A 25,425-nucleotide genomic window follows, 5' to 3' on the forward strand; every position below is an offset into this window, starting at 1 on the left:
GACCCAGCGCCGCAGCCGCGCGGCCTCGTGCCGCCTTCCCTTTTCGCGGGTTGTGCCCACATTACGGGCATCCCCATTCCGGGGACTGATGGGAAACAATGATGAGCTTCATGCAGCGCAAAAGCGGCCTCCTCAAGGCGATGGCCGTGGCCCTTTCCCTGGCGCTGCCGACGGTGCTCGCCGTCTCGGCGGCCGACGCCCGGATCGGCGGCGGCTCCAGCTCGGGCTCCCGCGGCACGCGCACGTTCTCCGCGCCGCCTCCGACCGCGACCGCGCCGGGATCGGCGTCGCAGTTCAATCGGACCATGTCCCAGCCGGGTCAGCCTGGCATGAACACGGCTGCGCCCGCGCGCGGCGGCCTGTTCGGCGGCCGCTTCGGTGGCATGCTGGGCGGCCTCGCCGCCGGCTTCCTCGGTGCGGGCCTGTTCGGCATGCTGTTCGGCGGCGGCCTGTTCTCTGGTCTCGGCGGCTTCGCCTCGATCATCGGCCTGATCCTGCAGGTCCTGCTGGTGGTGCTGGTGGTCCGGTTCGCGATGTCCTGGTGGCAGCGCCGCAACCAGCCGGCCTATGCAGCCGGCCCGGCGCCGGGCTCCAATGACAGCCAGCAGAGCTTGCGCTCGGGCCTGAGCGGCCTCGGTGGTGGCTTGGGTGGCGGGTTCGGTGGCTTCGGCGGTGGCAGCAATCAGCCGCCGCTGCAGATCCAGCCGGCCGACTACGAGGCGTTCGAGCGGCTGCTCGGCGAGATCCAACAGGCTTGGTCGAACGAGGATGTCGGCCGTCTCCGCCTGCTGTCGACGCCCGAGATGGCCTCGTATTTCGAGCGCGACCTCGAGCAGAACCAGGCGCGCGGCGTTGTCAACAAGGTCACCGGCGTGAAGCTGCTGCAGGGCGATCTCGCCGAGTCCTGGCGCGAGGATGGTGCCGACTACGCCACGGTGGCGATGCGGTTCACGCTCGCCGACAAGACTATCGAGCGCGCCTCGGGCCGCGTGGTCGACGGCTCCGACCAGCCGCAGGAGGTCACGGAGATCTGGACCTTCCTGCGTCACCCCGGCGCCGACTGGCAGGTCTCGGCGATCCAGCAGGTCAGCTGAGCCAAGCGATAGGAACGAACATCGGGCGCCGCGGAGCAATCCGCGGCGCTTTTGTTTTGCGCTGGCGGAGGCGGAATAAACCGGCCTTCGACGGGTTCCATGCTCACGAACGACATCGCGTCCAAGCGATGCGCCGACACCGTCCAACACACATCGTCCAAGAGGGAGGACATCATGACACCGCTCCGCACCATCACGATCGCGAGCGTGCTGCTCGGCGCAGCACCCGGCCTGATCGCGACCGCCTCGGCCCAGAGCGCAGAGATGAGCTTCTTCCTGACCAGCAACGGCCCCGGCAAGGGCGGCGATCTCGGCGGCCTCGCCGGCGCCGACAAGCACTGCCAGACCCTGGCGCAAGCCGCTGGCGCCGGGGCCAAGACCTGGCGCGCCTATCTCTCGACGCAGGCCGCCGATGGCCAGCCCGCGGTCAACGCGCGCGATCGCATCGGCAAGGGTCCGTGGCAGAACGCCAAGGGGGTGGTCGTCGCCAAGGACGTCGCGGACCTGCACGGCGCATCCAACAACCTCACCAAGCAGACGGTGCTGAGCGAAAAGGGCGAGGTCATCAACGGCCGCGGCGACACGCCGAACCGCCACGATGTGCTGACGGGTTCCCAGGCCGACGGAACGGCCTTTGCGGCCGGCGAGGACCGCACCTGCCGCAACTGGACGAGCTCCACGCAAGGCGCTGCGATGGTCGGCCATTCCGATCGCATCGGGCTGCGCGACGACGAGCCGTCGAGATCGTGGAACACCTCGCATCCCTCGCGCGGTCCCGACGGCGGCTGTTCCCAGGCCGATCTGAAGAGCACCGGTGGCGACGGCCTGCTATACTGCTTCGCGGCGAACTGATACCGCGCGTCCGTCTCCCTCGCATCGTATGGGCGCATCACCTCGAGGATGGCCCATGCGTTACGAGTTGTATTACTGGCCGATGATCCAGGGCCGCGGCGAATATGTCCGGCTCGCGCTGGAGGAGGCGGGCGCCTCCTATCGTGATGTGGCGCGCGAGGAGGGCATCGCGGCGATGAGCGCTATGCTGGAGGCGGACAGCGCCACGCCGCCCTTCGCGCCGCCCTTCCTGAAAGCGGGCCGCCGCGTCATCGGCCAGACCGCCAACATCCTGTTCTTCCTCGGCGGCCGCCATGGCCTCGCGCCGAAGGCCGAGGCGGGCCAGCTCTGGGTGCATCAGCTGCAGCTCACGATCACCGACTTCGTCGTCGAGATCCACGATACGCATCATCCGCTCGGCCCGACGCTCTACTACGAGGACCAGCGCGCGCCCGCCAAGAAGCGCACCGCCGAGTTCTGGAATGAACGGGTGCCGAAATTCCTCGGCTATTTCGAGCAGATCCTGGCGAAGAGCGGCGGCGCCTACGTCACCGGCCGCAAGCTGACCTATGTCGACCTGTCGCTGTTCCAGATCATCGCCGGCCTGCGCTACGCGTTCCCCAACCGGATGGCCGCGTTCGAACCTCACATTCCCGGCCTCGTCGCGCTGCACGACCGCGTCGCCGCCAGGCCGAACATCGCAGCCTATCTGCAAAGCGAGCGCCGCATCCCCTTCAACGAGGACGGCATCTTCCGCCACTACAAGGCGCTGGATGCTTAGCACGTATGACGGCGGACGCCGAAGGCGCCGCCGTCATACGAAGTTGGCCTGAGGGTGTGGGGTCGTCAGGCGATGATGTCGACGCGCGTGCCCTGACCGGGCGGCAGAGGCGGGCGCTGCGCCTTGTTCTCGGCAGCGTTTTCGTCGCCGGTCTTGTCCGGCTTGAACGACTGCGTCTGTTGGCTCTGCGCCTGCTGCGTCTGAGGCTTGTTCGTCTCGATCGAGACCGGCGGCGGTGAGGGCGGCGCTGATGACGACGAAACGCTCGAAACGGACATGGTCCAGCTCCTCGCTTGGTGTTGGCCCGAGCGTGGCCATGTCCAGCGAAGGAAGCGTCAACCGGATCGCTCGAATTGTCTGCAACTGTGAGTGGCGGCCGCCAATAGTGAACGGCTTGCTGATGGCTTCGCAGAAACCGGCGGCACCCGGGTCCGCCGCTATTGATCCTTGCTGCGCGTGATCGTGATCGAGGATTCCGTCTTGGTCCGGGTGCAGCGCATGTCCAGCCTGCGGTAGCGGCTGGGGACGTCGTCGCCGCGGAAGATGCCGAGCCGGCGGTAGCAGCGGTTGACGCCGCGCACCATGTCGTCCTTCGGCAGCGTGAACACGATCGCCGCCGCGCTCGCCATCAGCTCGACGAAGGCCGGCGGCGGCTTGCGGTCGGTTTTCCCGAACAGCTGGTTGGAAAAATTCTTCGACGAGCAGCCGAGCGTGATCTCGCGCGCCTTCGGATGCGCGAGATAGACGGTGCCGGCCGCCGTCTGGCCGATCTTGATGCCTTCGATGCCGTTCCTTAGCTCCTTGGCGACGTCGTCGCACCGATCGGCCCGCGCCGCCTGCGGTGCGAGCATCGCGCCGAGCGCAATGAGAATGGCAAAGATGATGTTGCGGCCAAATGAACACCGGCCGTAGGACACACGAGAAGACTGCATTCAAAATACCCCCGCGCCATTGAAGCCTGCGCGCGAAGGTCATGCAAGCGCGATGCGCCGCGGCCGCACAAGATCGTCGGCCAAATTGACCGCGTGTTGACGGACCGCGGTCACGGGGCCGGGCGGCAGCGGCGCGATCGCTCGCTCAGAACCAGCAGCGGCCGGGATGCGACAGCGAAACGCCAGCGGCGCGGCGTTCGCAGTCGTTGCCGTAGGTCTGGAAGTTACAGCCGCACACCGGCATGTAGATCTTGGTGCAGAATGTCGGCTTGCGGCGGCACACGCCCATCATGTCGAACCGGCCACATTGGCCGGCCGGAAACTCGCAATACAGGCCGGCATTGCATGGGATGCCGGCAAAGCCGCCGCACGCGCGCCCGGGACCGACGGCGCCGGCGGGGCTTGGCAGCAGGGTCGTCAAGGCAAGTGCGAATGTGATGATCGCAAAGAGACCTCGTTTCATGACGCCTCCAGAGTGAAAATGAATCGTACAACAATCTCAGGTTACATAATCGATTGAGCTTGCGCAATCGATCTCGCGGTCGGATCGGGAGGCGGGCGGGTGCACTGCCGTTGGTTCGGCACGGCTGTTCTTTCCGCCCTCGACCGAAACTGCTATGATTTTGCAATGAGCAAGCCGCAGGTCAAAGATATGTTGGATCGCGTTCTGACTTGGTCGAGCGACCGGCAGGATGACGCTGCCGCAATTCTTGCGCTGATGGAGGCGCAGGATCAGGCCGGATACTATCTGACCGACGAGCAGATGCGAGAAGTCGAGCGGCGGCGCGACGACGAAGGCGCGTCCAATTTGACGTTGAACGAATTCAACGCGCGCATCGACAGCTTGATCAGTAAATGAAGGTTTTGATCCGCGAAGCTGCCGTCGCCGATCTGGGGGCGATCTTCGCTTGGATCTCTCACGACAGCCCCAAGGCGGCCGCCGCGGTAGTTGGACGTATTCGTGCGCGGATCAATCAACTCGGGCGGCCGGGGCTTGCTCGCATCGGACGGCCCGGCCGGGTCCGCGGAACCAGAGAACTGCTGGAAGGGCCATATATCGTCGTCTATGAAGTCGACGAAGCCGCTCAGCACATCGTGGTGCTTGCGATCGTTCATGGTGCGCGAGATCGCCAAGGCTGATTACGGGTAAGTGCTGCCGCATCCCGAAAGGGGGGTCTTCAGACCAAAGGTGGCATGGTCCCGCCCCGCAACGGCCATGCCGAACCATATGTTGCGCCCCGACGCCAGGGTGATATCAGACCTGTCAAGACCGCTTTGGGCGGCCGCCTTTAGAACCCCTGCGAGATTCGCCATGAATGCGCCCACCGCTTTCCCCGACCAGTCCAAGCCCGTCCCGCCCTACAAGCACACGCCGCTGTTTCCGCTCGGGCCGGACACCACGCCCTACAAGAAGATCACGACCGAGGGTGTGCGGGTCGAGAAGGTGCTGGGACGCGACATGCTGGTGGTCTCGCGCGAGGCGCTGCGGACCTTGTCGGAAGCAGCGTTCGGTGAGATCAACCACTTCCTGCGCCCCGGGCATCTGAAGCAGTTGCGCAGCATCCTCGACGATGCCGAGGCCAGCCCGAACGACAAGTTCGTCGCGCTCGACTTCCTGAAGAACGCCAACATCTCCGCCGGCGGCGTGCTGCCGATGTGCCAGGATACCGGCACCGCGATCATCATGGGCAAGAAGGGCTGCAACGTCATCACCGATGGTGACGACGAGGCCGCGCTCAGCGAAGGCGCCCGCGACGCATACTTGCGCCGTAACCTGCGCTACTCGCAGGTCGCGCCGCTCTCGATGTACGAGGAGAAGAACACCGCCAACAACATGCCGGCGCAGACCGAGATCTACGCCGAAGGCGAGGACGCCTACAAGTTCATGTTCATGGCCAAGGGCGGCGGCTCGGCCAACAAGAGCTTCCTGTTCCAGGCGACGCCCTCGGTACTCACCAAGGACCGGCTGCTGGCGTTCCTGAAGGAGAAGATCCTGACGCTCGGCACCGCCGCGTGCCCGCCTTATCACCTCGCCATCGTGATCGGCGGCACCTCGGCCGAATTGTGCATGAAGACGGTCAAGCTCGCCTCCGCGCGCTATCTCGACGCGCTGCCGACGCAAGGCTCCGCTGATGGCAACGCCTTCCGCGACGTCGAGATGGAGCAGGAAATCCAAAAGATGACGCAGTCGCTCGGCGTCGGCGCGCAGTTCGGCGGCAAGTATTTCTGCCACGACGTCCGCGTCATCCGCATGCCGCGCCACGGCGCAAGCTTGCCGATCGGTCTCGGCGTGTCGTGCTCGGCCGACCGCCAGGTGCTCGGCAAGATCACCAAGGACGGCGTCTATCTCGAGGAGCTCGAGCATCACCCGGCGCAGTATTTGCCGGAGGTCGAGCAGGCGCTCGGCGGCGAGGTCGTGAAGATCGATCTGAACCAGCCGATGAGGGACATCCTCGCGACGCTGTCGAAGAACCCGATCAAGACCCGGCTATCGCTGACCGGCACCATGATCGTCGCCCGCGACGCCGCGCACGCCAAGCTGCGCGAGCGCCTCGACCGTGGCGAGCCGCTGCCGGACTACTTCAAGAACCATCCGGTCTACTACGCCGGTCCGGCCAAGACCCCCGACGGCTACGCCTCCGGCGCCTTCGGTCCGACCACGGCGGGCCGCATGGATTCTTTCGTCGATCAGTTCCAGGCCGCCGGCGGCTCGATGGTGATGGTCGCCAAAGGCAACCGCGCCCCGGCCGTGCGCGAAGCCTGCAAGACGCACGGCGGTTTCTATCTCGGCTCGATCGGCGGCGCCGCGGCGAACCTCGCCGAGCACTGCATCAAGAAGGTCGAGGTCGTCGAATATCCCGAGCTCGGCATGGAAGCCATCTGGCGCATCGAGGTCGTCGACTTCCCGGCCTTCATCATCATCGACGACAAGGGCAACGACTTCTTCAAGGAGCTGAACCTCGGCTGAGGTGAGGCGGGGAGTGGTGTTTGTCGCGGCGGCCGGGAGCGATCCCGGCCGTTGGCGTGAGGAGGTGGGCAAGCTGAGTGCCGCGTGTCGAATGCTCCGACTGGGCGTAGGAGCCGTGATGTTGCGGCCCGAACGGTGCGCTCCCCTCCCCGCAAGGGGGAGGGGAGCGCACCGCCGGTGTGGTGGCGAGCTCGGCTCGAACTCGTGAGTGGCTGAGCTCACTTCGCTGGAAAAAACAGGCAACGCGCCAGGACGCTTTTGATAGTTGAACGCGATGCATCCCGACCGCTTCCTCGGCCTCGACGGCTTCTCGCGCGGTTGGGTCGCCGTGTCGATCGACGGCGATCAACGCGACATCGCGTTCCCCGCTGACATCGCCACCGCCCTCGCATCCGCCTTCACCCGCGCCGCCATCGACATCCCGATCGGCATGACCGACGACGGCACCCGCGCCTGCGATCTGCTCGCGCGCGACAAGCTCGCGCCGCACCGCTCCCGCGTGTTCACCGGTGCGCGGCGTTGGCTGTGGGAGAACTACACCGATCCGGATGAAGCGAACCTCGAAGCCACACGTCGCGGCCAGCCGCGCGCATCGCGGCAGCTCTGGCATCTCGGCCGCAAGATCATGGAGGTCGATGCCTTCGTCCGCGCGCATCGCGACCGCGACATCCGCGAGGCGCACCCGGAGCTGGTGTTCCTCCGCCTCAACGGCGCGCCGCTGCCGTCGAAGAAGACGGAGCAGGGGGCCAGGCTGCGGCGCGACCTGTTGGTTGCCGCGGGCTTCGCGTCCATCGACGACTGGCTGACCCATGCCCGCCGCGGCACCGGCGCCAAGCCCGACGACGTGCTCGACGCCTGCGCGGTGGCGCTCGCTGCCCGCGATGGCGCCGGCTGCGTCCCGGAGGGCGAGCCGCCGCGCGATGCGCATGAGGTGGCGATGCAGATCTGGTTCTGAGTTAGTGGACACTGGCGCGGCCACGCCCTCCGCCGTCATTCCGGGGCGGCGCGCGCAGCGCGGCGAGCCCGGAATCCATCAGGCCGCGCGCACTGCCGCCAAATGGATTCCGGGCTCGTGCCTCGGCCTTCGCTCTTCGAGCTGCGGCGGACGCACGCCCCGGAATGACGGCGGAGGGGTCGTCGCGCCCGTTAGATCAAACCTCACGCGGGCGATGCGCGAGTCTTTTCCGAAAAATAAAAATTACTTGCCAATTTTCGGAAATCATGATTATCTTCCCGCATCCCGTCCCACCGAAGGGGCGTTGCGCGCGATCGTCACGACACGCGGGGCGGGGAGCGGTGGCCGCGATCATGTCGCAGCGTGTCCTCGGATGCGCGGACGAACGGCATGGCGCGGACGTGAAGTCGCAGCGTGCTGACACCCCGATGCTGGTGTCCCCTGCGGCAATGCGCAAGCATTGTCGCGACATGGTGGCCAGAAAGCCGGCGCACCAGGCAGACTGCGTATAAGCGTTACTACCATCGCGCAGGGAAGGCCGGGCGTTGTCCGGCTGCACCTGTGGTACCTGCCGCCTGCATTCTTTCTCGCAGGCGTCAGCCGACGCCTGGCCTTCCCTGCGCCCTTCGCCTTGATCGAGGGGCATGCCGATGCATCACCCGGGCGTTATCCGCCACGGGAATGCGGACGCTTGTCCGGGCTGTTTGAAATGTGAAGCGGAAATGCCGGCGGCACAGAACAGCGTCGTCCCGGGCAAGCTACGAGCGCGCGACAGCGCGATCGTGGCGCCGACCCGGGACCCATACTCCGCGGCGGATGTGAGAAGGCAAAATGCCAATGGCCAGCGTGCCTCGAACCGCTCCCTGGGGGTATGGGTCCCGGCGTTCGCCGGGACGACAACGGTGGGTTGGAGGCCGGCGGCGTCTCGCCGTAGACGAGGTTGCCTAGGGTGAGCAAAGCGGCTGCCCGAAGGGCGGTCGCGTGCCCACCGTCTTTCGGCGCATTCGGAGACAATGATGGGCACGGCGCGCGCGCCATCTCGCCCGATCAGGCAGCTTGGCGCGCCTTTGCCCGCCCTACAAAGCGCGGCTTAGCCGCGCGCGCCGGTGAAGGGGAAGCTGCCCATGAAGCCGATGCCCATTTCGCCGGAGATGGTGTCGCCGGCGACCTTGCCCTTGAAGTCGAGTGTCAGCGGCATCGGGCTCGTGATCGAGACCTTCCAGGAAACGTCGTCGCCATTGACGGTGCCGTCGAAGATCTCGGCGGAATCACCTTCCGCCGCCTGGGTGCCGGTCAGCGTGGAGCCTGAACTCTTCAGGCTCAGGGTCGCGCTGCGCTCGCCCATCGGCGTGTTCAAGGTCAGATTCCAGTTACCGTCCACAGCCATCGATCGTTCTCCTGGCGTTGCCATCCCGGGCCCCGAAGCAGCCTATGAGGGGGCCTTCGGCCGCCCCTATAGCGCATCTTCGCTGATAAGCCCAACGCGGCGATCAGGCCCGCGCCGCCCGCAGGCGGCTGGCGATCACGAAGCGGAAGGCGATGAATTGCAGCGCGAACGCCGCGACCTTGGCGGCGGCGGTGAGTCCCATGTAGATCGCCCACAGCTTGACGTCGCCGGTCATCGCCACGCCGATCGTGCCGAGGCCGAGCGCGAACATCAGCGCCGCCCAGGCATAGCCGGCCACGGTGACGTATTCGGGAATGGTCTCCGCCACCATCGGCGGAACGTAGCGCAGCATCCAGCCGCGCTTGAGCATGATCAGGCCGATCGCAAAATGCCCGATGGCCGGCTTGGCGAACATGAAGCGGGGGTCGTTGGTGAGCAGCGTGACGCTGCCGAGCACCACGACCAGGGCGATGCTGGCATAGGCCATGAAGCCGAGGCTGTGACCCTTGATTCGGGCCCAGACCACCTGGACGATGGCGACGGTGACGGCGCTTGCGGTCGCCAGCACGACGTCGTCGGTGGCGAGGTAGAGAATGAAGAAGACCGCGGCGGAGAGAAAATCTGCGGTCAGCCTCACGAATACGTCTTTCACGCCTGTCTCCCTGGAGAGCAACACTTATCGATCTTGGCCGGACATTGCGGCGGCAGTCTGCGCAGCGATGTCCTTTGTCCTACGATACTCAGGATACCAGCGCGTGAAATAAAGTGCACTGTTGCGGGCAGCGAAGGCAATGGCGAGGCCGGTCCAATAGGGCAGGCCGGGGACATAGAGCGTCATCAGGTTGCCGACGATCATCAACAGCGCCGACGCCGTCCAGGCGCCGGTGATGATGTAATTGGCGCGCAGAAAGCCTGGAATTGCCGCGGTTTCCGGCGGCACCACCTCCAGCGCATATTGCAGCGTGAACGGCCTGCGCAGCACGATCGAGCCGAGCGACAGCGCGAAAATGCCGCAGTCGACCGCAAGCCGCACCGCCGAGGTGCTCATGGCCGGCTCGATGGCGGTGAGGTAGGCGGCTACAGCCGCAAAGATCGCGGCCGAGCCGAGTCCCAGAATCTTGATCGACCGTCCCTTGGCGATGTCCAGCGCGACGATCGCCAGACACAGTCCGGCGCCGACCAGCAGGCTGAGCGTGGCGGAGACCATCATGATCAGCGCGGCGTAGACGCCGTACGGCGCAAGAATCAGGAACAGGGTCATCGACGGCTCCTCCCGAGCCAATCTTTACAGTGACAAGATGACCTTATGGGGTGACGGTGAGGCGGTCAAGCTGAATCTTGACAGTGTCAAAATAACGTGAGGCCCGGTTGAATGGAGGCTCTGTCGATGATCTCAGGCTCCGACCCAATTGCCGTGGAAGCCGTCGGGCACGCGATGACCGAGATGGACCAATGCGACGGGACCGCTGCCGATGTCGGTGGCGTTGAACACGGCGAGGTCGCTGGTGTTGGTCGCAGCTCGCCAGACCACGCTGAGCAGCCAGCCGTCGGCTTCTGGGGCGTCGGCGCTGCGCGGGACGAACACCGGCTCGGACAGGGTGTCGCCGTCCGGCAGCAGATGCGTGGCGCGCCGCGTGCCGGCGCCGTCGACATGCGCAAGGCCGGAGAGGGCGCCGAACAACGGCCCGTCCGGGTTGGCGCAGGCGTACCAGCCATGGCGGCTCGCGAGCCCGGCCCTGCGGTCGTCGATGCGCGGGAATTCGCCGGTGAGATCGTCGAGATAGGTCTGCGTGAAGCGGTCGCTGTTGCCGGCGAGGTCGAAGCTCCAGCGGCACAGCCGCGCAACGGCTTTCGTCGGATCGGTCGGCCGGCCGTCGGGATGCGGAAACAGCGGCGCCTCCTCGAACTGCATCACGTCGGCTGTGATGCGGTCACCGTCGTCCCAGGCATTCATGATGTGGAAGACGTAGCAGGCATCGCCGCGAAACCAGACGATGTCCTTGACGTCGCCGCCGCGCTTCATGACGCCGACATAGGCGCCCTTGTCGGGCTCCCAGGCGTAAGGCGGCCTGCCGGACATCGCGCGCTCGATACTTCCCGTGAGCGGCAGGATCGGAAACAGCACGTGGTTCGCGGTGACGATGAAGTCATGCACCATGCTGGCATAGGGCGCCTCGAAACGGCTGAGGCGCGTCAGCGTTCCGCCGGCATCGACGGTGCCGAAGGTGAGGGCGGGCGTGAGCGGACCGCTCGCGTTGTAGCCGAAGAACAGCAATTCGCCGGTGACCGGATCGGTCTTCGGATGCGCGGTGAAGGCGCCGCGCAGGCGGCCGCCGAAATCCTGATAGCCTTTGGTTGCGAGTGTGCCGGGCTCGATCTCGGTGGGCAGGTGCGCCTCTTCGAGCGCGAGCAGCTTGCCCGCATGGCAAATGATGTTGGTGTTGGCGACGCCGCCGTCGGTCACATCGGCCGGCGCATCGGCGAGCCGGCGGCCGAAGCCGCCGAACAGCGCGCGGCCGGCCTTGCGCTCAGCCTCGAATTTCGGCGTGCGGACCCAGCGGTTGCGATAGGAGGCGCGGCCGTTCTCGAGATGGAAGGCGTGCAGCATGCCGTCGCCGACGAACCAGTGCGCGCCGGGCGAGTCGAATTGCGGGTTCGGGCCGTTGCGATAGAGCGTGCCGTTGAGCTCGCGCGGCAGTTCGCCGGTGATCTTGAGAAACGGCGCGTCGCATTCGAACGGGGTCGGCGCGATGTTGTCGCGCCGCGTATGGCGCTGGGTCGTGCTCTGCAACTGGATGGTCATGGCGCGTCATTTCCCCGGTTCTTGCAGTTATCTTTACGATGTCAAGATAAAGCTACTGACAGGGCCGGGGCAGGTCAAGTCGAATCTTTACGCTGTCAAAATTGTTTGTATAAGGAGATTCATGACCACGAAGATCGATCAGGCGCGGGCGCAGCGCCGCCGCACAGCGACAGAACAGGCCCGGACGCGAACGCGCCGTACGTCGAGCCCGGGCGAGCAGGGCGCGCCCTATCATCATGGCGCGCTGCGCGATGCGCTGCTCGAAGCGGCCGAGCGCGTGCTGGAGCGCGACGGGCTCGCCGGACTGACGTTGCGGGCGGTGGCGCGCGAGGCCGGCGTGTCGCATGCGGCGCCGACGCATCACTTCGGCGATCTCACCGGTCTCGTCAGCGAACTCGCGGCGATCGGCTTCACGCGATTCAACGCGGCCATGAAGGCGGCGGGCGAGCAGCCGGGCACGCCGATCGAGCGCGCGATGGGGCGGGCGCGCGCCTATGTCGCTTACGCCCAGGCCAATCCCGGCATGTACGGGCTGATGTTCCGGACCGAGCGGCTCGATTATTCCCGGCCTTCGCTGCACGAAGCGGCGGAAGCCTCGTTCGCCGGCCTCGCCGGTTCGGTGGCGTCGCGCGGCGAAGGCCACGTGGGCGACGAGGAATTGTCGCTCGAACAATCCGCCGCCATTGCGCGCGCCTGGTCGCTTGTGCACGGCTATACGATGCTGCTGCTCGACGGCCGGCTCGCCGACATCCTGCGCCGCTCGCCGGCGGGCACGACGGCCGAGTCGCTGTTGGAGGCGATGCTGCGTGCCACGGTACCGAAGCTCCCGCCGGGCGCGTAGCTCGGCACAGCGGAAACCGGGGCAGGGGTCATGCGTTGGTGGCGCATGGCACGAACACCCCGCGCTCCCTGGAGCAAGGCCAACCCGCGCAAGCGCGCGCACAAGGCCTCCACCCATCTGACGCCGGCCGAGAAGGCCAAGGCCAAGGCGCGCGCCAAGCGCGCCGGCCGGCGCTATCCGAATCTGGTCGACAACATGCGCGTCGCCGCCAAGAAGGCCGCGAAGACCAAGACCAGCGGTCGCAAGCGCACCGCGAAGTCGAAGACAGCGAAGACGACGCGCGCGGCAGCGTCGTCCAAGAAGCACACCGCGAAGCGGGCGACAAAGCGCAGCACAGGCCGCTCCGGGGCACGCAAGACGAAGCGCAAGACAGCGAGCCGCGCGCGCGAGAAAGATCCGCGCGGCGGACTGACGGCAGCCGGGCGCAAGGCCTTCGCGAAGCGCGACGGCGCGCATCTCAAGCCGGGCGTCACCAAGAAGGCATCCGAAATGACGCCGCAGGAGATGCGCCGCAAGGGCAGCTGGGCGGTGCGGTTCTACGGGCGCGAGAAGTTGCCGCCGCTGGTCGATGCCGACGGACAGCCGACGCGGCTGGCGCTGTCGGCGCATGCCTGGGGCGAGCCGGTGCCGCGGACCGTCGCGGCGGCCCGCCGGATCGCTGCGAAAGGCGAGCGGCTGCTCGCCCGCTATCACCGGCTCAAGGACAAGCGTGCCTGACTCACGAAGGGCTAGCGCTTTGGGAGCGCCAGATCGACGGCGCGGCCGCGGTTGCCTGCGACCTTCACCTTGTCCTTGCCGCAGGTGAAGCCGCGCGCGCTCTCGTCTGCGACCTGCCGCGCCAGTTCGTTGGCGTTGGGATTGGCGGCGGCATCGATATAGGCGACGTGGCACACCGGGCCCGGCGGCAGCCGCGTCACGATCAGCATCGGCTTGTTGGTCGGACCCGCCTTGCCCTGGTCGTCATTGTCAGCGATCTGCCAGCGCTGGATGATCGCGAACGGCTTGCCGTCGGCCATCCGCCATTCGATCGTCGGGCCGGCCGAGTTGAACGGCCCAAAGAAGGTCTCCGCGGCCGGCTCCTTGGCAGCGGCACGGGCGTTGCGACCGACCGAGACGGTCTGGCGCAGATCGTCCTCGTTGACGAGGACGATCAGGCCGTCCTTGCCGGGACAGGTCTGGGTCGAACTGTCCCCCTCGGGCTTGCCGACCGTACGGCAATCCTTCTCCGCCGCGGACGTGTAGGCGCTCGCGATGGTCTCGGCCGCGGCCTGGTTCATCCACACGCTGCAGAACATGACTGCAGCACTGATTCGCAGCGCCGCGCCAAGGGTGAGACATTTGGACATGTGAGGGCCCGTGAAGTCAGGAACTCGTCGAGCAGTCGACGCTGCAAGCTGGGGACGGCGCGCCGCAGCGGTGGGAAACACCTGACAGCGCCGCGATTTTATCCTAGAACGGCCCCCTCGCGAGGTCCATCTCAACTCATCGCTCATGCCCGTCATCCCGCCGTCCAAACCCTATCGCATCGGCCGCTCCAAGACGGGGCTCGGCCTGTTCGCCACCCAGCCGATCAAGAAGGGCACCAAGATCATCCGTTATTTCGGTCCGTTGCTGGACTCGAAAAAGGCGGAAGAAGACGCGATCGAGAACAAATATCTGTTCGAGCTCGACAAGCGCTGGACCATCGACGGCTCGATCCGCGAGAACGTCGCCCGCTACATCAATCACTCCTGCAAGCCGAACGCCGAGTCCGACGTCAAGCCGCGCAAGAAGAAGATATTCATCCGGGCGATCAAGAACATCGCGCCGGGCGACGAGATCAACTACGATTACGGCACGGACTATTTCAAAGCCTATCTGAAGCCGATCGGCTGCAAGTGCGAGGCCTGCGAGAAGAAGCGCGCGAAGAAGAAGGCCGAGGCGCGTGCCGAGCGGGCGCAGGAGAAGGCCAAGGAAAAGGCCAAGGACGCGCGCAAGGCCGAGAAGAAGTCCCGGAAAGAGTCGGAGAAGCTCGCCAAGGACAAGGCCAAGCAGCGGGCGAAGGCCAAGGCCAGCATGGACAAGGCGGCCAAGACCCGCGGCAAAACTCGTGGCAAGACCAAGCGCGCCGCAGGCGGTCTCACCAAGCGTCCCAAGACCAAGTCCAGCACCGCGAAAGCGGCCTGATCCCGCTTGCGGGGTTTGCCGGCCCCTCAGGGCCGTCTGGCAAAAGCCAGCGTCGTCCAGCTCACGCCAGCGGCCTGGTTCGCAACGCCCACCGATGCAGTCTGACGGTTGAGCTCGAGGTCCAGGCCGAGCTGTCGCATCGGCGCAACGACCGTTGCCGCATCGACCTCGAACATTCGGCGGCCCGGCGGGATCGGTCCGTGCCGCAACGTCATGATCAGCGTGCCGCCCGGCGCGACCTGCGTCGCGATGTTGGGAAGCGCGCGTCGCCGCTGCTCCTCGTCGAGATGCATGAGGACGGCCGTCAACATGACGAGATCGAACGGCTCGTCACGGGCGGACAGCGCCGCAAGGTCGGGCAGGCTGTCATCGATCCAGGTGATGGCCGGCGAGGCATGAAGCCGCATCGCGCGAATTCGCAGCGCCTCAGTCGGCTCGACAGCGACCACTCGATGTCCAAGGCCTGCCAACCAGGCAGCGTCGCGCCCGGTCCCCGCGCCGATGTCGAGCACGCGGGCGGGCGTCCTCGGCAGCAGATGAAGCACCGCCGCGTGCACCTGTTGCGGCGGAATGTTTTCGTAGCGCACGAACAACTGATCGGCCTCGGCGGCGTAGCCTTCCGTTCCGCTGACCTGCGGCTGCATCGCTGCGATCTCCTGTCGATGCGCGACTATGCAGGAGATACGCCGGGCACGCATGTCCTCATTTCGGTTCGGAGGCGAGCGCCTGGCCGGTCGATACGGCCGGCCGGCGCTCACCACCGATCGGCCTCAGGCCGCGACCGCGCCGGCGCTGCGGCGCAGGCCCATATACTGCATCTCGGCGAACACGCCGGTGCCGACCGCCTGCGCCGCGATGAAGATCTCGCCCAGCACGTTCGGCGTGACGAGGCCGGAGAACAACAGCGCGATGCTGCCGACCGTCCACGCCGCATTGCCGGCGATCACCAGCATGACCAACGGCTTTGCGACTGTTGCGCGCGTGCCGAGCCAGCCGACGAAGCCTGCATAGACGATCAGGAACAGGCCGGTCTCCCGCAGCAGCGCCTCGGGCAGTTGCATCAGCGCAGCGAGCGGCGATGCATCGAAGGTCAGTGCGAGTCCGGCGACACCGCTGAACACGGCATCGGCGATGAGGGCGCGGCGGAGCAGGGTGGACGAGGTGATCATGTCGGGTCTCCTTCGGTTGGGGCGGTGGACGGTTCAACGGAACCAGGCGAGGAGCTGACGGCGCAGGCGCGCCGGGCGCAGCGAGCGTGCGGCCCGGATCTCGATCTCGGTGACCTGCGCGACGACGAGGCTGCCGGTGACGTGCAGCAGCGGCTCCGCCAGGTTGAGCGAGCGCGCCAGCAGCGAGGTCGCAAGTCCCGCCATCCAGCGGCTGACGGCGCCGAATGGAAAGGTCGTGGACTTGCGCGGTCTGCTCATGGGTCATCTCCTGTGGTGATGACGATGGCCCGGCGGAGGAGGCATTTCGATTACCTCGCACGTCATGGTGGCGCTGACGTCTGCGTGATAGGTCTCCGTCCATGACACAGCTCGCTTCGGCGCGCGCCGACCGCGCCAAACCCGTTCATGTCGGCGAGCATCTGCGGCAGTGGCGGCAGCGCCGGCATCTCAGCCAGCTCGACCTCGCGCTCGATGCGGAGATCTCGGCGCGACATCTGAGCTTCGTGGAGACTGGCCGCGCCGCGCCGTCGCGCGACATGGTCCTCAAGCTGGCGGAGCGATTGGACGTGCCCCTGCGTGAACGCAACGTGCTGCTGGTCGCCGCGGGCTACGCGCCGGCGTTCCAGCAGCGCTCCCTCGACGATCCCGCGCTCAAGGCGGCGCGCGAGGCGATGAACCTTGTGCTCAAGGCGCATGAGCCGAACCCTGCGCTCGCGGTCGATCGTCATTGGAACCTCGTTGCGGCCAACCGCATGATTGCGCCGCTGCTCGCGGGCATTCCGGAGCGGCTGCTCGCGCCGCCGCTCAACGTGCTGCGGGTGGCGCTGCATCCTGACGGGCTCGCCTCACGCACCGCCAATCTCGCCGAGTGGAGCGGACATCTGCTGGAGCGATTGCACCGGCAATGCGAGGCCACCGCCGATGCCGAGTTGCTGAAACTGTATCAGGAGTTGAAATCCTATCCGGTGCCGGCGCGATCCGCGCCGCTCGCCGCCGATAGCGTGGCGATCCCGTTCCAGCTGCGGATGGGCGATGATGTCCTGAGCTTCTTCTCGACGACCATGGTGTTCGGCACGCCCGTCGACATCACGCTGTCGGAGCTCGCGCTCGAGACGTTCTTTCCCGCCGATGAGCTCACCGCCGGCAGGCTGAAGGAGATGGTTACCCCGCCGTGACTCCCGCTTGTCCTGGCCGCGTATGGCCTTATCTTGGGCGGACCGCACGCCAAACTCGGAGCGAGGCATGAGCACCTTGAAGCCACTGATCATCGACGTCGTGTCCGACGTCGTCTGTCCCTGGTGCTACATCGGCAAGCGCCGGATCGAGGAGGCGCTGGAGCTCGTGCCGGACGTTCCGGTCGCGCTGAACTACCGGCCGTTCTTCCTCAATCCCTGGGTGCCGCGCGAGGGCATCAGCCGCGAGCAGTATCTCACGACCAAGTTCGGTTCTGTCGAGGCCTACAAGGGCATCGCGGGCCGCGTGGTCGCGGCCGCCGAGCAGGAGGGGCTGAGCTACCGGCCGGATCTGGTCGCGCGCCAGCCCAACACGATCGATTGCCACCGGTTGATCCGCTGGGCCGGCGAGATCGGCAAGGCGCCGGAGATGAAGCAGCGGCTGATGGAATTGTACTTCCGCGACGGCGGCGATCTCACCGACACCGAGGTGCTGGTGCAGGCGGCCGCGGATATCGGGCTCAATCCTGATGTCGTCCGCAAGATGCTGGGGACCGACGAGGACGTCGAACTTGTGTCGGCCCAGGCCCAGGAGGCGGCGGAGAAGGGCATCTCCGGCGTGCCGACCTACGTCTTCGCGCAGAAATACGCGGTGTCCGGCGCGCAGGACCCGCAGATGCTGGCGCGCGCCATCCGGCAGGTGTCGGCCGAGGTCAATGCCGAGGCGGCCGAGTAGCGGCCCGGCCTTTTCGCAGGGCGCGGAGCAGATGGACGCTGCGACGCGCCAGCGCCAATCCTTCGCGGCGCGCGGCCAGCGCGGCGTGAACGAGTTCGACGGCGGCATCGCGCTGGTGGAGCGGGATCAGCACGTCACCGATCGCCAGGCGGCCGCGCCAGATCGGATTGATCATCGGATGATCGGGGCCGGCGGTGGAATCCGCCGAACGGATCGCGGGATCGCTGCAGAGATGGCGCGTCAGATCCAGCGTCAGCTGGACGCCCGGCGAGTATTTCGCGAAGCGCTCATCGACGCCGAGCTTGAAGAAGAACGCGCGGCTGCGATGGCGCAGCACGACGCCCGCGGCCACGGCGATGTCGCCAGCGTGCAGACGGATGATCTCGCAGGCACCCTCCTGCGCGAGCGCCGGCACCGCGCGGCGGATGAACGCCGCGTCGCCGTCGTGCTGGATCAGCGCCGTGCCGCGCTGTCCCTTCCAGCCGCCGGCCTCCAGCGCGAGAAATGTCTCGAGCGCAGCAGCGGCTTCATCGGGCGCGCGCGCGACCTCGAACCTGATCTCGCCATGCTCGGCCAGCCGATGACGCTGCCTGCGCAGCTCCTTCATCTTCTTGGCCCCCAGCGCCTCCTGCAGCACCGTCTCCCCATCTCCCGTCGCATCGAGCAACGCCCGCTCGTAGGATTGCAGGACTCGCGGGCGCAGGCCGTCGCGGCGCAGTACGGCGTCGAAGGCCTGCATGACCGGGCCGGCGATGGACATGTCGCGCAGCAGGAGGGCACGTGCGCCGGTGCGCCGGGCCGCGGCGAGCAGGTGCGCTGCCGCCACCTCCGCGCTGTCGGCGTCAAGCAGCGGCGTGCACAGGGTGCCATAGGGATGGCCGCTGGCGAGAGCGGGCAGCGGCAGCCGGTAGGCGCGCCACAACGAGGTGACCGGCATCAGGCCGATCAGGCGCGACGGCTCGTCCGTGTCGAAGGCGCACAGCGCCGAGGTGCCGGTGCGGCCGCGGGCCGAGGCATTCACCGCGCGTTCCCAGCCCGGCAGATAGTAGCCGTTGGGTTCGAGCGCGCGGTCGGCCAGATCGCGCCAGGCCTGCTCGGAGGCACTTTCGAGCGGCACCAGGCCGCGCACGAGCGGCTCCGTGTGCCGCTCCCTGATGTTGGTCGAAGCAGGCCCAATTGCGCGATCGATGATGTCTGCCACGTCCCGAAGTCCCCTGGCGGCGCGCGATTGCGCGCGCGGCGTGCGGCAGAGACTAGCGCAAAGCCCACAAGAGACGCTTGTCGCCGCCCGACAATTCGAGCCGTTGCGTTAACGGCCCGTTCAGCACGTCGGCATTCAGCGGATGAGCGCTACCTCGCGGAAGGCGCCGATCAACGGCTTTTCGAGCTTGCCCTCCATGCTCTGGAGAATCTCGTAGGCCTTCTCGCGCGCCATCACCGGCTTGTAGCTGCGATACTCGATCAGCGCCGAGAAGATGTCGGAGATGGTGAGGATGCGCGTCAGGTCGGGAATGTTGTTGGCCATCAACCCGTCCGGATAACCGCTGCCATCGAGAAATTCGTGATGATGGCGCACCGCCTTCAGCACTTCCTCGGTGATCGCGGTGTTGTCCTTCAGCGCTTCGTAGCCGGCCGCCGGATGGGTTTCGACGAGCGCGCGTTCCTTGCCATCGAGCTTGCCCGGCTTGTCGAGGACGGCGAGCGGAATCCTGGCCTTGCCGATGTCGTGAAACATCGCGGCCATGTAGAGCCGCTCGAGATCGGTGCTGTTGACACCGAGGCTCAGGCCGAAATCGACCGTGACGCCGGTGACCAGCAGGCAATGCTGATAGGTGCCTTCATGATGGCGGCGCACGGTGGCCAGCCAGTCGGACAGGCCGTTTTCCGCGATGCAATCGGCGATCCGCTTGCCGGCGCGGCGCGTCTCCTCGATGTCGATCTCCGCACCGCCCAGGACCGCCGCAAACATCGACGCGATGCAGCCCGCACCCGTAAACGCGGCCTGGCGGTCGTCCACGACGACGCTTTTGGCAGCCGGGCCCGGCCGCGCATCGAGCAGCTTGCCCAGCAACTGATTGCGACTCGGTGTGCTCGACAGCACGCTCGTGGCGCCGAGCGCATAGGCCTGTACGGTCGACAGGCGCGATTTGTTGTTGGTCAGGAAAATTCGACGCGGGATGCGCGACAGCCGGTCGGAGATTTCCTTCAATGCGGTGATGTTGTCGACGTCGCGCAAATCCGCGGCAACGACGATGGCATCGATATTGCCGCCTTTGAGATCGGCATCCGAGATCAACTCGGTTGTAAGCGAGCAGCGTTCAGCCAGCATGCCTCGCAGCAGCGCGAGCTTGGCCGAGTCATCGCCGACGAGATGAACGTTCATGAAAGAACCAAGTCCCAGGGCAATATGCACGTAGTCGGATAGATGATCCCCAGGAAACGTTAAATTTGACCCATTCGTTCGCTAGCCGGTTCCGTGTTTGCGTTAGCTAAGAACTAACAATGTCCACGTTGAAGGTACCAGGGTCCCTTAGTTCAAAGAGCCTGACGGGCGTGCGGTAAAATGCGACGGCGGTGCTCATTCCCCCGACGAAATGCGCGGCCATCGGCTGCCGTCCCGCTTGTTGTCAAGTGACGAACATCACATCCAGATTGGCGCATCTATCGGACAAGAGAGGTCCGATGGCCACCTCGTGACGCGGAGAGTTCGGACGAGGGCGTTGTTCGGCGGATCAGGCCGGGAACTCGCCCGGTTTCGTTTGCGCCGCTCGATGCTGGCCACGGGATGAGTGAACCGCGCCGTTGATCGTCTCGACCAATGGGCAATAGCATGAGCAGATTGGAGATCCCATGTTTCGGCACGCTCTCAGGGCCGCATTGCTGGCCGGCGGCCTGTTGGCCGGCTTCGCTTCAGCAGCATCCGCCGAAACCAGCAGATTGGCGCTGGTGATCGGCCAGTCGTCCTATCGCGCGGTGACGCCGCTGCCGAACCCTGCCAACGACGCCAAGGCCATGGCGAAACTGCTCGGCGATTCCGGTTTCGAGGTGACGACGGCCGCCGACCTGTCGCAGCGAGATCTGAATCGGGAGGTGGGGGATTTCGCCGCCAAGATCGCCGCCAAGGGACCGGACACGGTGGCGCTGGTCTTTTATGCCGGTCATGGCCTGCAGATCGACGGCGAGAACTATCTCGTGCCTGTCGATGTCGATCCGCGCCGGGAGGCCGACATCCCCCTGCAGGCCGTTCGCCTCAACGATGTCCTGAACACGCTGAATTCGGTGCCGAGCCGGATGCGCATCCTGATGCTCGATGCGTGCCGCAACAATCCGTTCCCGTCCATCAATCAGAACGCGGGCAGGGGCCTTGCGCTGGTCGACACCAAGACGGGCGCGCCGGGCACCTTCCTGTCCTACTCGACGTCGCCCGGCGCCGAGGCCGAGGACGGCAACGGCGCCAACAGCCCCTACACGACCGCGCTGCTGCAGGCAGCGCGCGAGCCGGGCGTGCCGATCGAACAGGCGTTCAAACGGGTCCGCGTGGCCGTCAACAAGGCGACCGAGGGCCGCCAGACGCCATGGGATTCGTCGTCGCTGACGGAAGATTTCCGTTTCGTGGTGTCGACGGATGCGAGCGCCGCCAATGCCGGGCCGCGCCCCACGGTCGCCAAGCTCAGCGTCGACGAGTGGAAGCGCAGCCTCCAGGGCAAGCCGATCGAGTCCGCCAACGAGATCATCGTCGGCGACGGCAGCGTCGAAGCCTATGAGGCTTTCGTGGCGCTCTACACCGCTCCGCCCTACGGCCCGCAGGCGCGGGAGTGGCTCGACCTTCACAACAGGATGGCGGCCTGGAACGAGGCCGTGCTGATCAACACGGTGGCGGCCTATCAGGGCTTTCTCGACCGCTATCCGAACAGCGATCTGACGCCGACCGCGCGCAAGCTGATCGAGCGGCTGCGCAATCGCCCGGTCGTGACGCCCGTGGTGGCCGCGGCTCCCGCGACCCCGCCGGTGGTGCCGGCCAACCTCGCGGCAGGGCCGACCTGTCCGTGCTCGCAGACTCCGCCGCCCCGGAAGACGGAAACCCCGAAGCGCGTCGAGGAGAAGCCGGCCCGCAAGCGCGAGGAAGATCCGCCGAAGCGTGCCAGCCGTCCAACCCGCCGTGATCCCGGCGACGACGTCGTGGTCTATGCGCCGCCGCCCCCGCCGCGGACCTACTATGCACCACCTCCGGTCCGGGTGGTGCCGCCGGTGAACCTCGGCGTCAGTGTTGGTGGTGGTTACGGTGGCGGTGGCTATGGCCGGGGGCCGTCGAACTACCCGCCGCGACGCGGCTACGGCTACTGACTGCTTCCATCGACCGGAGTTCCCGCAGCGGCCGCCCTGAGGGCGGCCGCCTTGCTTGGCGGTCGCGGCCTTTGGGCTCGTCTCCCCTGATCCGCCGGTCGTCATTGCGCCCGGCCGCTCGTCCCACCGGGCCCGCCGTCCATCCCATCCGCCTGGATCGGCTTGGGAACGCTGCGTTTCATGCCTTCGGTGCGTCGCTTGGGACGCGAACAGCCGAGGGGGAAAGAGGTCATGCCGCTGCTACCAAAACGGGTCCGGATCGCGGTCATCTGCAGCCAGCTCATGGTGGCGCCGGCCCAGTCCTGGCAGCATTGGGGTGGCGACGCCGGAGGGACACGGTTCGCTCCCTTGTCGGAGATCACGCCGGCCAATGTCGACCGGCTGCTGCGCGCCTGGGACTATCGCACGGGAGATCTCGAGAGCCGGACGCCGGCAGCTGCGTTCCGCACCAAGTTCGAGGCGACGCCGATCCTGGTTGAAGACAGCCTGGTGTTCTGCACGCCGTTCAACGAGGTGGTGGCGCTCGATCCCGGCACGGGGGCGCAGCGCTGGCGTTTCGATCCCAAGGTCAGCGACGGGCGGCGTCCGGCCAATCGTTATGCCTGCCGTGGCGTGACCTCCTGGGTCGACCGGACAGCGCCGGCCGATGCCGCCTGCCGCAGCAGGCTTTTCATGGGCACGGTCGATGCCCGGCTGATCGCGCTGGATGCGCGGACCGGACGTCCCTGTGCCGGCTTCGGCGACGGGGGCGAGGTCCGGATCGACATCGCCAAGGACTTGCTGTGGCCGGGCGAATTCCAGATCACCTCGGCACCGGTGGTCGGCCGCGACGTCGTGGTGGTCGGCTCGTCGATCGCCGACAATCAAAGGCTCGATGCACCGAAGGGGACGGTCCGCGGCTTCGACGCACGCACCGGCGTGCTGCGCTGGAGTTTCGATCCGCTGATCCATGATGGGATCCAGGCGGGGCACGCCAACGTATGGGCGCCGATGTCGGTCGACGACGAGCGCGGCCTGGTCTTCCTCCCGACGTCTTCGCCGAGCCCCGATTTCTTCGGCGGCGCGCGTCCCGGAGACAACAAGCATGCCGATTCCGTCGTCGCCCTTCGCGTCGACAGCGGGACCTTGGCGTGGTCGTTCCAGATTACCCATCACGACGTCTGGGACTACGACCTTCCCGCGCAGCCGACGTTGGCGCGGATCGAGACCGGGCAGGGCGCGCGCGACGTGGTGATGCAGCCGACCAAGCAGGGCTTCGTGTTCGTGCTCGACCGCGACACCGGACAGCCGGTCTGGCCGGTGGAAGAGCGCGCCGTGCCGCAGGGCGCCGCGGAGGGCGAAGCGTTGTCGCCGACGCAGCCGTTTCCGACCCACGTGCCGCCGCTGCTGGACCAGCGCTTCGCGCTCGACGAGATTTTCAGGGCCGTTCCGCGCGCGATCGATTCCTCCTGCGACGATCAGCTCGCGCCGTTGCGGAATGACGGCCTGTACACGCCGCCGAGCACCCAGGGCACGCTGTTCTTTCCGATGACCGGCGGCGGCGTGAACTGGGGCGGGGCGGCTTTCGATCCCGTGCACCAGATCCTCTACGCCAATGTCAGCCGCGCGCTTCAGATCGTCAGGCTGATCCCGCGGGCCCAGGCCGAGCGGATGACGCCGCATCGCGGCGTGGATCTCGGACTGCAGCGCGGCGCGCCGTTCGCCGTGACGCGGTCGGTAGCCATGTCGAAGCTCGGTCTGTTGTGCAACCGGCCGCCGTGGGGCGAGATGGTCGCCGTCGATCTCAAGGCCGGCAGGATCCTGTGGCGATCGACGGTCGGCACCACCGAGGATCGTGCGCCGCTCGGGCTGGCCTTCAAATGGGGCACGCCGCTCGTCAACGGTGTCGTCGTCACCGCCGGCGGTGTCGTCTTCACCGGAGCGATGGATGCCTATCTGCGGGCGTTCGATGCGGCCTCGGGACGGGAGCTATGGCAGGGCCGCCTGCCGGCGCCTGGCGTCGCGAATCCCATGACCTACCAATGGAAGGGTGAGCAATATGTCGTGATCGCCGCCGGCGGCCATTCCGAGGCGGGCACCTCATTGGGCGATGCGGTCGTGGCGTTCCGCCTGGCGCGGGACGGCGAAGCGCCCTCGCTGTGGTCGCGGACGATCGATCGTCCCGGCGGAAGGTTTGCGGGCGGTGCGCTCAGCGCAGGTTTCGTCGTCCTGGTGGCGTTGCTGCTGGCATGGTTGCGCTGGCGCCGGCGCCGCCAGGCCTAGTCGGCGCGTCCATCAATCGAAGGCGACGCCGATCCGCTTGTCGTGGCTCCAGACCGCGTGACACCGCCGCGTGAACTTGTCGGCGGGAATGACCAGGGTGAAGGCTCCGGGCAAGCCCACCGGATTGACCACCTCGACACGCGCACCGGTGTCCGACATGTTGCGGACCATGCAGTCCACGGCGCCGCCACCGTCGAAAGCCAGTCTGCCCTGCTTGAGCACACGATGCCTGGGGGCGATGCGTTTGTTGTCTGTCTCGATCATGGCCTGTAACCCGGTGCTGAATGCCGTCACCTTTCACGTCAAAAGCAGATAAAATAAATCAGGCCCGCGTTTCGTTGGAATGAATGCGATCTGTGAGACCAGAGCTGCCATCTTCACGCTCTGTTAACCCCCGCATTCACCGAAGCCCGCTCAGAGCATCGCGAAGGCGCTTGACACCATCGCGACAGGCTTGCCGTCGCCGGCGCTGGTCAGCGTCACCCGGCCGAAGCTCATGGTGCGGCCCATGCGGACGACGCGCGCATCCGCCAGCACGTCGGAGGACGCCGCTGCGCGCATGAAATGCGTGGTCTGATCGACGGTGGTCATCGGCCGGTAGCCGCCGCTCGCCGTCACCATCGCAATCACCATCGCGGTGTCGGCGAAGGCCATCAGTGCCTGGCCGCACACGACGCCGTTGTCGCGGCAGAGCCGTGGCGAAAACGGCAGGCGCAGGATGGCCCCGGCCTCGCCCTGAGCAGAAGGCGCAATGTCTTCGACGCGAAGGTCGAGATCCTTGATCCAGGGGGCGAACACGTCATCGAGGATGCGGCGCGCCGCATCGATGGTGAAGGTCGGGGTATCGCTCGGCACGGGCAGGCTCCTCCATCTTTTGATTCATGTTCTGGCCGGCCTGCTGTTCGCGCAGCGGCGCGGGTCATCGTGCGACAGGCCGGCGGCTTGAAAAGGCCGGAGTTGCGAACCTATGATGAATGCGCGCCG

Annotated in this window: 29 protein-coding genes; 14 read left to right on the forward strand and 15 right to left on the reverse strand. The window is 66.6% G+C overall.

All coding sequences use genetic code 11. The features are described 5' to 3' along the window. Positions 1–110: 110 nt before the first annotated feature. From ACQR1L_RS26970 to ACQR1L_RS26980, 3 genes are all read left to right on the forward strand, one after another. A complete protein-coding gene (locus ACQR1L_RS26970; RefSeq protein WP_434860951.1) occupies positions 111–1,094 on the forward strand; it encodes a Tim44 domain-containing protein in 984 nt (327 codons plus the stop codon). 174 nt (positions 1,095–1,268) lie between these two features. Continuing rightward, entirely contained in the window at positions 1,269–1,946 is a 678-nt protein-coding gene (locus ACQR1L_RS26975; protein WP_434860952.1) for a lectin, read from the forward strand. Between the two features lie 55 nt (positions 1,947–2,001). After that, positions 2,002–2,706 carry a glutathione S-transferase gene (locus tag ACQR1L_RS26980; protein ID WP_434860953.1) on the forward strand — a complete coding sequence of 235 codons (705 nt, stop codon included), beginning with the start codon at positions 2,002–2,004 and terminating at the stop codon, positions 2,704–2,706. Positions 2,707–2,771: 65 nt separating this feature from the next. Here the strand turns inward: ACQR1L_RS26980 and ACQR1L_RS26985 are convergent, their stop codons facing one another. The 3 genes from ACQR1L_RS26985 to ACQR1L_RS26995 form a co-directional block, all read right to left on the reverse strand. Then, a complete protein-coding gene (locus tag ACQR1L_RS26985) occupies positions 2,772–2,984 on the reverse strand; it encodes a hypothetical protein (RefSeq protein WP_434860954.1) in 213 nt (70 codons plus the stop codon). A 159-nt stretch (positions 2,985–3,143) separates the two neighbouring features. Next, positions 3,144–3,557 carry a hypothetical protein gene (locus ACQR1L_RS26990; RefSeq protein WP_434861064.1) on the reverse strand — a complete coding sequence of 138 codons (414 nt, stop codon included), beginning with the start codon at positions 3,555–3,557 and terminating at the stop codon, positions 3,144–3,146. A 226-nt stretch (positions 3,558–3,783) separates the two neighbouring features. After that, complete coding sequence (locus tag ACQR1L_RS26995; protein ID WP_434860955.1) at positions 3,784–4,101, reverse strand: hypothetical protein; 318 nt, start codon at positions 4,099–4,101, stop codon at positions 3,784–3,786. Positions 4,102–4,266: 165 nt separating this feature from the next. Here ACQR1L_RS26995 and ACQR1L_RS27000 point away from each other — a divergent pair, with 165 nt between their 5' ends. The 4 genes from ACQR1L_RS27000 (at position 4,267) to ACQR1L_RS27015 (ending at position 7,561) form a co-directional block, all read left to right on the forward strand. After that, entirely contained in the window at positions 4,267–4,497 is a 231-nt protein-coding gene (locus tag ACQR1L_RS27000; protein ID WP_434860956.1) for a hypothetical protein, read from the forward strand. Continuing rightward, positions 4,494–4,778: a type II toxin-antitoxin system RelE/ParE family toxin gene (locus ACQR1L_RS27005; RefSeq protein WP_434860957.1), complete on the forward strand. Its 285-nt coding sequence runs from the start codon at positions 4,494–4,496 to the stop codon at positions 4,776–4,778. The genes ACQR1L_RS27000 and ACQR1L_RS27005 overlap by 4 nt, the downstream gene beginning before the upstream one ends. A 172-nt stretch (positions 4,779–4,950) precedes the next feature. Next, a complete protein-coding gene (locus ACQR1L_RS27010) occupies positions 4,951–6,606 on the forward strand; it encodes a fumarate hydratase (protein WP_434860958.1) in 1,656 nt (551 codons plus the stop codon). Between the two features lie 274 nt (positions 6,607–6,880). Next, entirely contained in the window at positions 6,881–7,561 is a 681-nt protein-coding gene (locus ACQR1L_RS27015; protein ID WP_434861065.1) for a DUF429 domain-containing protein, read from the forward strand. A gap of 1,090 nt (positions 7,562–8,651) precedes the next feature. Here ACQR1L_RS27015 and ACQR1L_RS27020 read toward each other — a convergent pair. The 4 genes from ACQR1L_RS27020 to ACQR1L_RS27035 form a co-directional block, all read right to left on the reverse strand. Further along, a complete protein-coding gene (locus tag ACQR1L_RS27020) occupies positions 8,652–8,948 on the reverse strand; it encodes a hypothetical protein (RefSeq protein WP_434860959.1) in 297 nt (98 codons plus the stop codon). A 103-nt stretch (positions 8,949–9,051) separates the two neighbouring features. Further along, on the reverse strand, positions 9,052–9,600 hold the full coding sequence (locus tag ACQR1L_RS27025) for a septation protein IspZ (RefSeq protein ID WP_434860960.1): 549 nt from the start codon (positions 9,598–9,600) through the stop codon (positions 9,052–9,054). A 24-nt stretch (positions 9,601–9,624) separates the two neighbouring features. Then, positions 9,625–10,209, reverse strand: coding sequence for a hypothetical protein (locus tag ACQR1L_RS27030; RefSeq protein ID WP_434860961.1), 585 nt, complete (start codon positions 10,207–10,209; stop codon positions 9,625–9,627). 132 nt (positions 10,210–10,341) lie between these two features. Further along, complete coding sequence (locus ACQR1L_RS27035) at positions 10,342–11,751, reverse strand: carotenoid oxygenase family protein (protein WP_434860962.1); 1,410 nt, start codon at positions 11,749–11,751, stop codon at positions 10,342–10,344. A 121-nt stretch (positions 11,752–11,872) separates the two neighbouring features. Between ACQR1L_RS27035 and ACQR1L_RS27040 the strand changes: the two genes are divergently transcribed. Both ACQR1L_RS27040 and ACQR1L_RS27045 read left to right on the forward strand, forming a co-directional pair. Beyond that, the gene (locus tag ACQR1L_RS27040; RefSeq protein ID WP_434860963.1) at positions 11,873–12,592 is read left to right on the forward strand and encodes a TetR/AcrR family transcriptional regulator; all 720 of its coding nucleotides are present in this window, start codon (positions 11,873–11,875) and stop codon (positions 12,590–12,592) included. A 45-nt stretch (positions 12,593–12,637) separates the two neighbouring features. Next, a complete protein-coding gene (locus ACQR1L_RS27045; RefSeq protein WP_434860964.1) occupies positions 12,638–13,309 on the forward strand; it encodes a DUF6321 domain-containing protein in 672 nt (223 codons plus the stop codon). An 11-nt stretch (positions 13,310–13,320) separates the two neighbouring features. Here ACQR1L_RS27045 and ACQR1L_RS27050 read toward each other — a convergent pair whose 3' ends face one another. Continuing rightward, a complete protein-coding gene (locus tag ACQR1L_RS27050; RefSeq protein WP_434860965.1) occupies positions 13,321–13,869 on the reverse strand; it encodes a hypothetical protein in 549 nt (182 codons plus the stop codon). A gap of 214 nt (positions 13,870–14,083) precedes the next feature. On the opposite strand from ACQR1L_RS27050, the gene ACQR1L_RS27055 reads away from it, so the two are divergent. Beyond that, positions 14,084–14,758: an SET domain-containing protein gene (locus tag ACQR1L_RS27055; RefSeq protein ID WP_434860966.1), complete on the forward strand. Its 675-nt coding sequence runs from the start codon at positions 14,084–14,086 to the stop codon at positions 14,756–14,758. 26 nt (positions 14,759–14,784) lie between these two features. On the opposite strand, the gene ACQR1L_RS27060 is transcribed toward ACQR1L_RS27055, so the two are convergent. The 3 genes from ACQR1L_RS27060 to ACQR1L_RS27070 form a co-directional block, all read right to left on the reverse strand. Then, positions 14,785–15,402 carry a class I SAM-dependent methyltransferase gene (locus ACQR1L_RS27060; RefSeq protein ID WP_434860967.1) on the reverse strand — a complete coding sequence of 206 codons (618 nt, stop codon included), beginning with the start codon at positions 15,400–15,402 and terminating at the stop codon, positions 14,785–14,787. A 126-nt stretch (positions 15,403–15,528) separates the two neighbouring features. Continuing rightward, entirely contained in the window at positions 15,529–15,927 is a 399-nt protein-coding gene (locus ACQR1L_RS27065) for a hypothetical protein (RefSeq protein ID WP_434860968.1), read from the reverse strand. A 33-nt stretch (positions 15,928–15,960) separates the two neighbouring features. Next, positions 15,961–16,185 (reverse strand): hypothetical protein, encoded by a 225-nt coding sequence (locus ACQR1L_RS27070; RefSeq protein WP_434860969.1) that lies wholly within the window; start codon positions 16,183–16,185, stop codon positions 15,961–15,963. 101 nt (positions 16,186–16,286) lie between these two features. Between ACQR1L_RS27070 and ACQR1L_RS27075 the strand changes: the two genes are divergently transcribed. Continuing rightward, entirely contained in the window at positions 16,287–17,102 is an 816-nt protein-coding gene (locus ACQR1L_RS27075) for a helix-turn-helix domain-containing protein (RefSeq protein WP_434860970.1), read from the forward strand. Between the two features lie 67 nt (positions 17,103–17,169). Continuing rightward, positions 17,170–17,835, forward strand: coding sequence for a DsbA family oxidoreductase (locus ACQR1L_RS27080; RefSeq protein ID WP_434860971.1), 666 nt, complete (start codon positions 17,170–17,172; stop codon positions 17,833–17,835). Here ACQR1L_RS27080 and ACQR1L_RS27085 read toward each other — a convergent pair. Together ACQR1L_RS27085 and ACQR1L_RS27090 are read right to left on the reverse strand one after the other, a co-directional pair. Continuing rightward, complete coding sequence (locus ACQR1L_RS27085; RefSeq protein ID WP_434860972.1) at positions 17,813–19,036, reverse strand: GNAT family N-acetyltransferase; 1,224 nt, start codon at positions 19,034–19,036, stop codon at positions 17,813–17,815. The two genes, ACQR1L_RS27080 and ACQR1L_RS27085, sit on opposite strands and share 23 nt — an antisense overlap. A 135-nt stretch (positions 19,037–19,171) precedes the next feature. Beyond that, entirely contained in the window at positions 19,172–20,218 is a 1,047-nt protein-coding gene (locus ACQR1L_RS27090; RefSeq protein ID WP_434860973.1) for an HD-GYP domain-containing protein, read from the reverse strand. Positions 20,219–20,685: 467 nt separating this feature from the next. On the opposite strand from ACQR1L_RS27090, the gene ACQR1L_RS27095 reads away from it, so the two are divergent. Further along, a complete protein-coding gene (locus ACQR1L_RS27095) occupies positions 20,686–22,179 on the forward strand; it encodes a caspase family protein (protein WP_434860974.1) in 1,494 nt (497 codons plus the stop codon). Between the two features lie 282 nt (positions 22,180–22,461). After that, a complete protein-coding gene (locus tag ACQR1L_RS27100; RefSeq protein WP_434861066.1) occupies positions 22,462–24,441 on the forward strand; it encodes a pyrroloquinoline quinone-dependent dehydrogenase in 1,980 nt (659 codons plus the stop codon). A gap of 12 nt (positions 24,442–24,453) precedes the next feature. Here the strand turns inward: ACQR1L_RS27100 and ACQR1L_RS27105 are convergent, their stop codons facing one another. Next, the gene (locus tag ACQR1L_RS27105) at positions 24,454–24,705 is read right to left on the reverse strand and encodes a PilZ domain-containing protein (RefSeq protein WP_434861067.1); all 252 of its coding nucleotides are present in this window, start codon (positions 24,703–24,705) and stop codon (positions 24,454–24,456) included. A 150-nt stretch (positions 24,706–24,855) separates the two neighbouring features. After that, on the reverse strand, positions 24,856–25,296 hold the full coding sequence (locus tag ACQR1L_RS27110; protein ID WP_434860975.1) for a PaaI family thioesterase: 441 nt from the start codon (positions 25,294–25,296) through the stop codon (positions 24,856–24,858). Positions 25,297–25,425 lie beyond the last annotated feature (129 nt).

It is taken from the genome of Bradyrhizobium sp. HKCCYLR20261 (assembly GCF_051168435.1).
GTDB lineage: Bacteria > Pseudomonadota > Alphaproteobacteria > Rhizobiales > Xanthobacteraceae > Bradyrhizobium.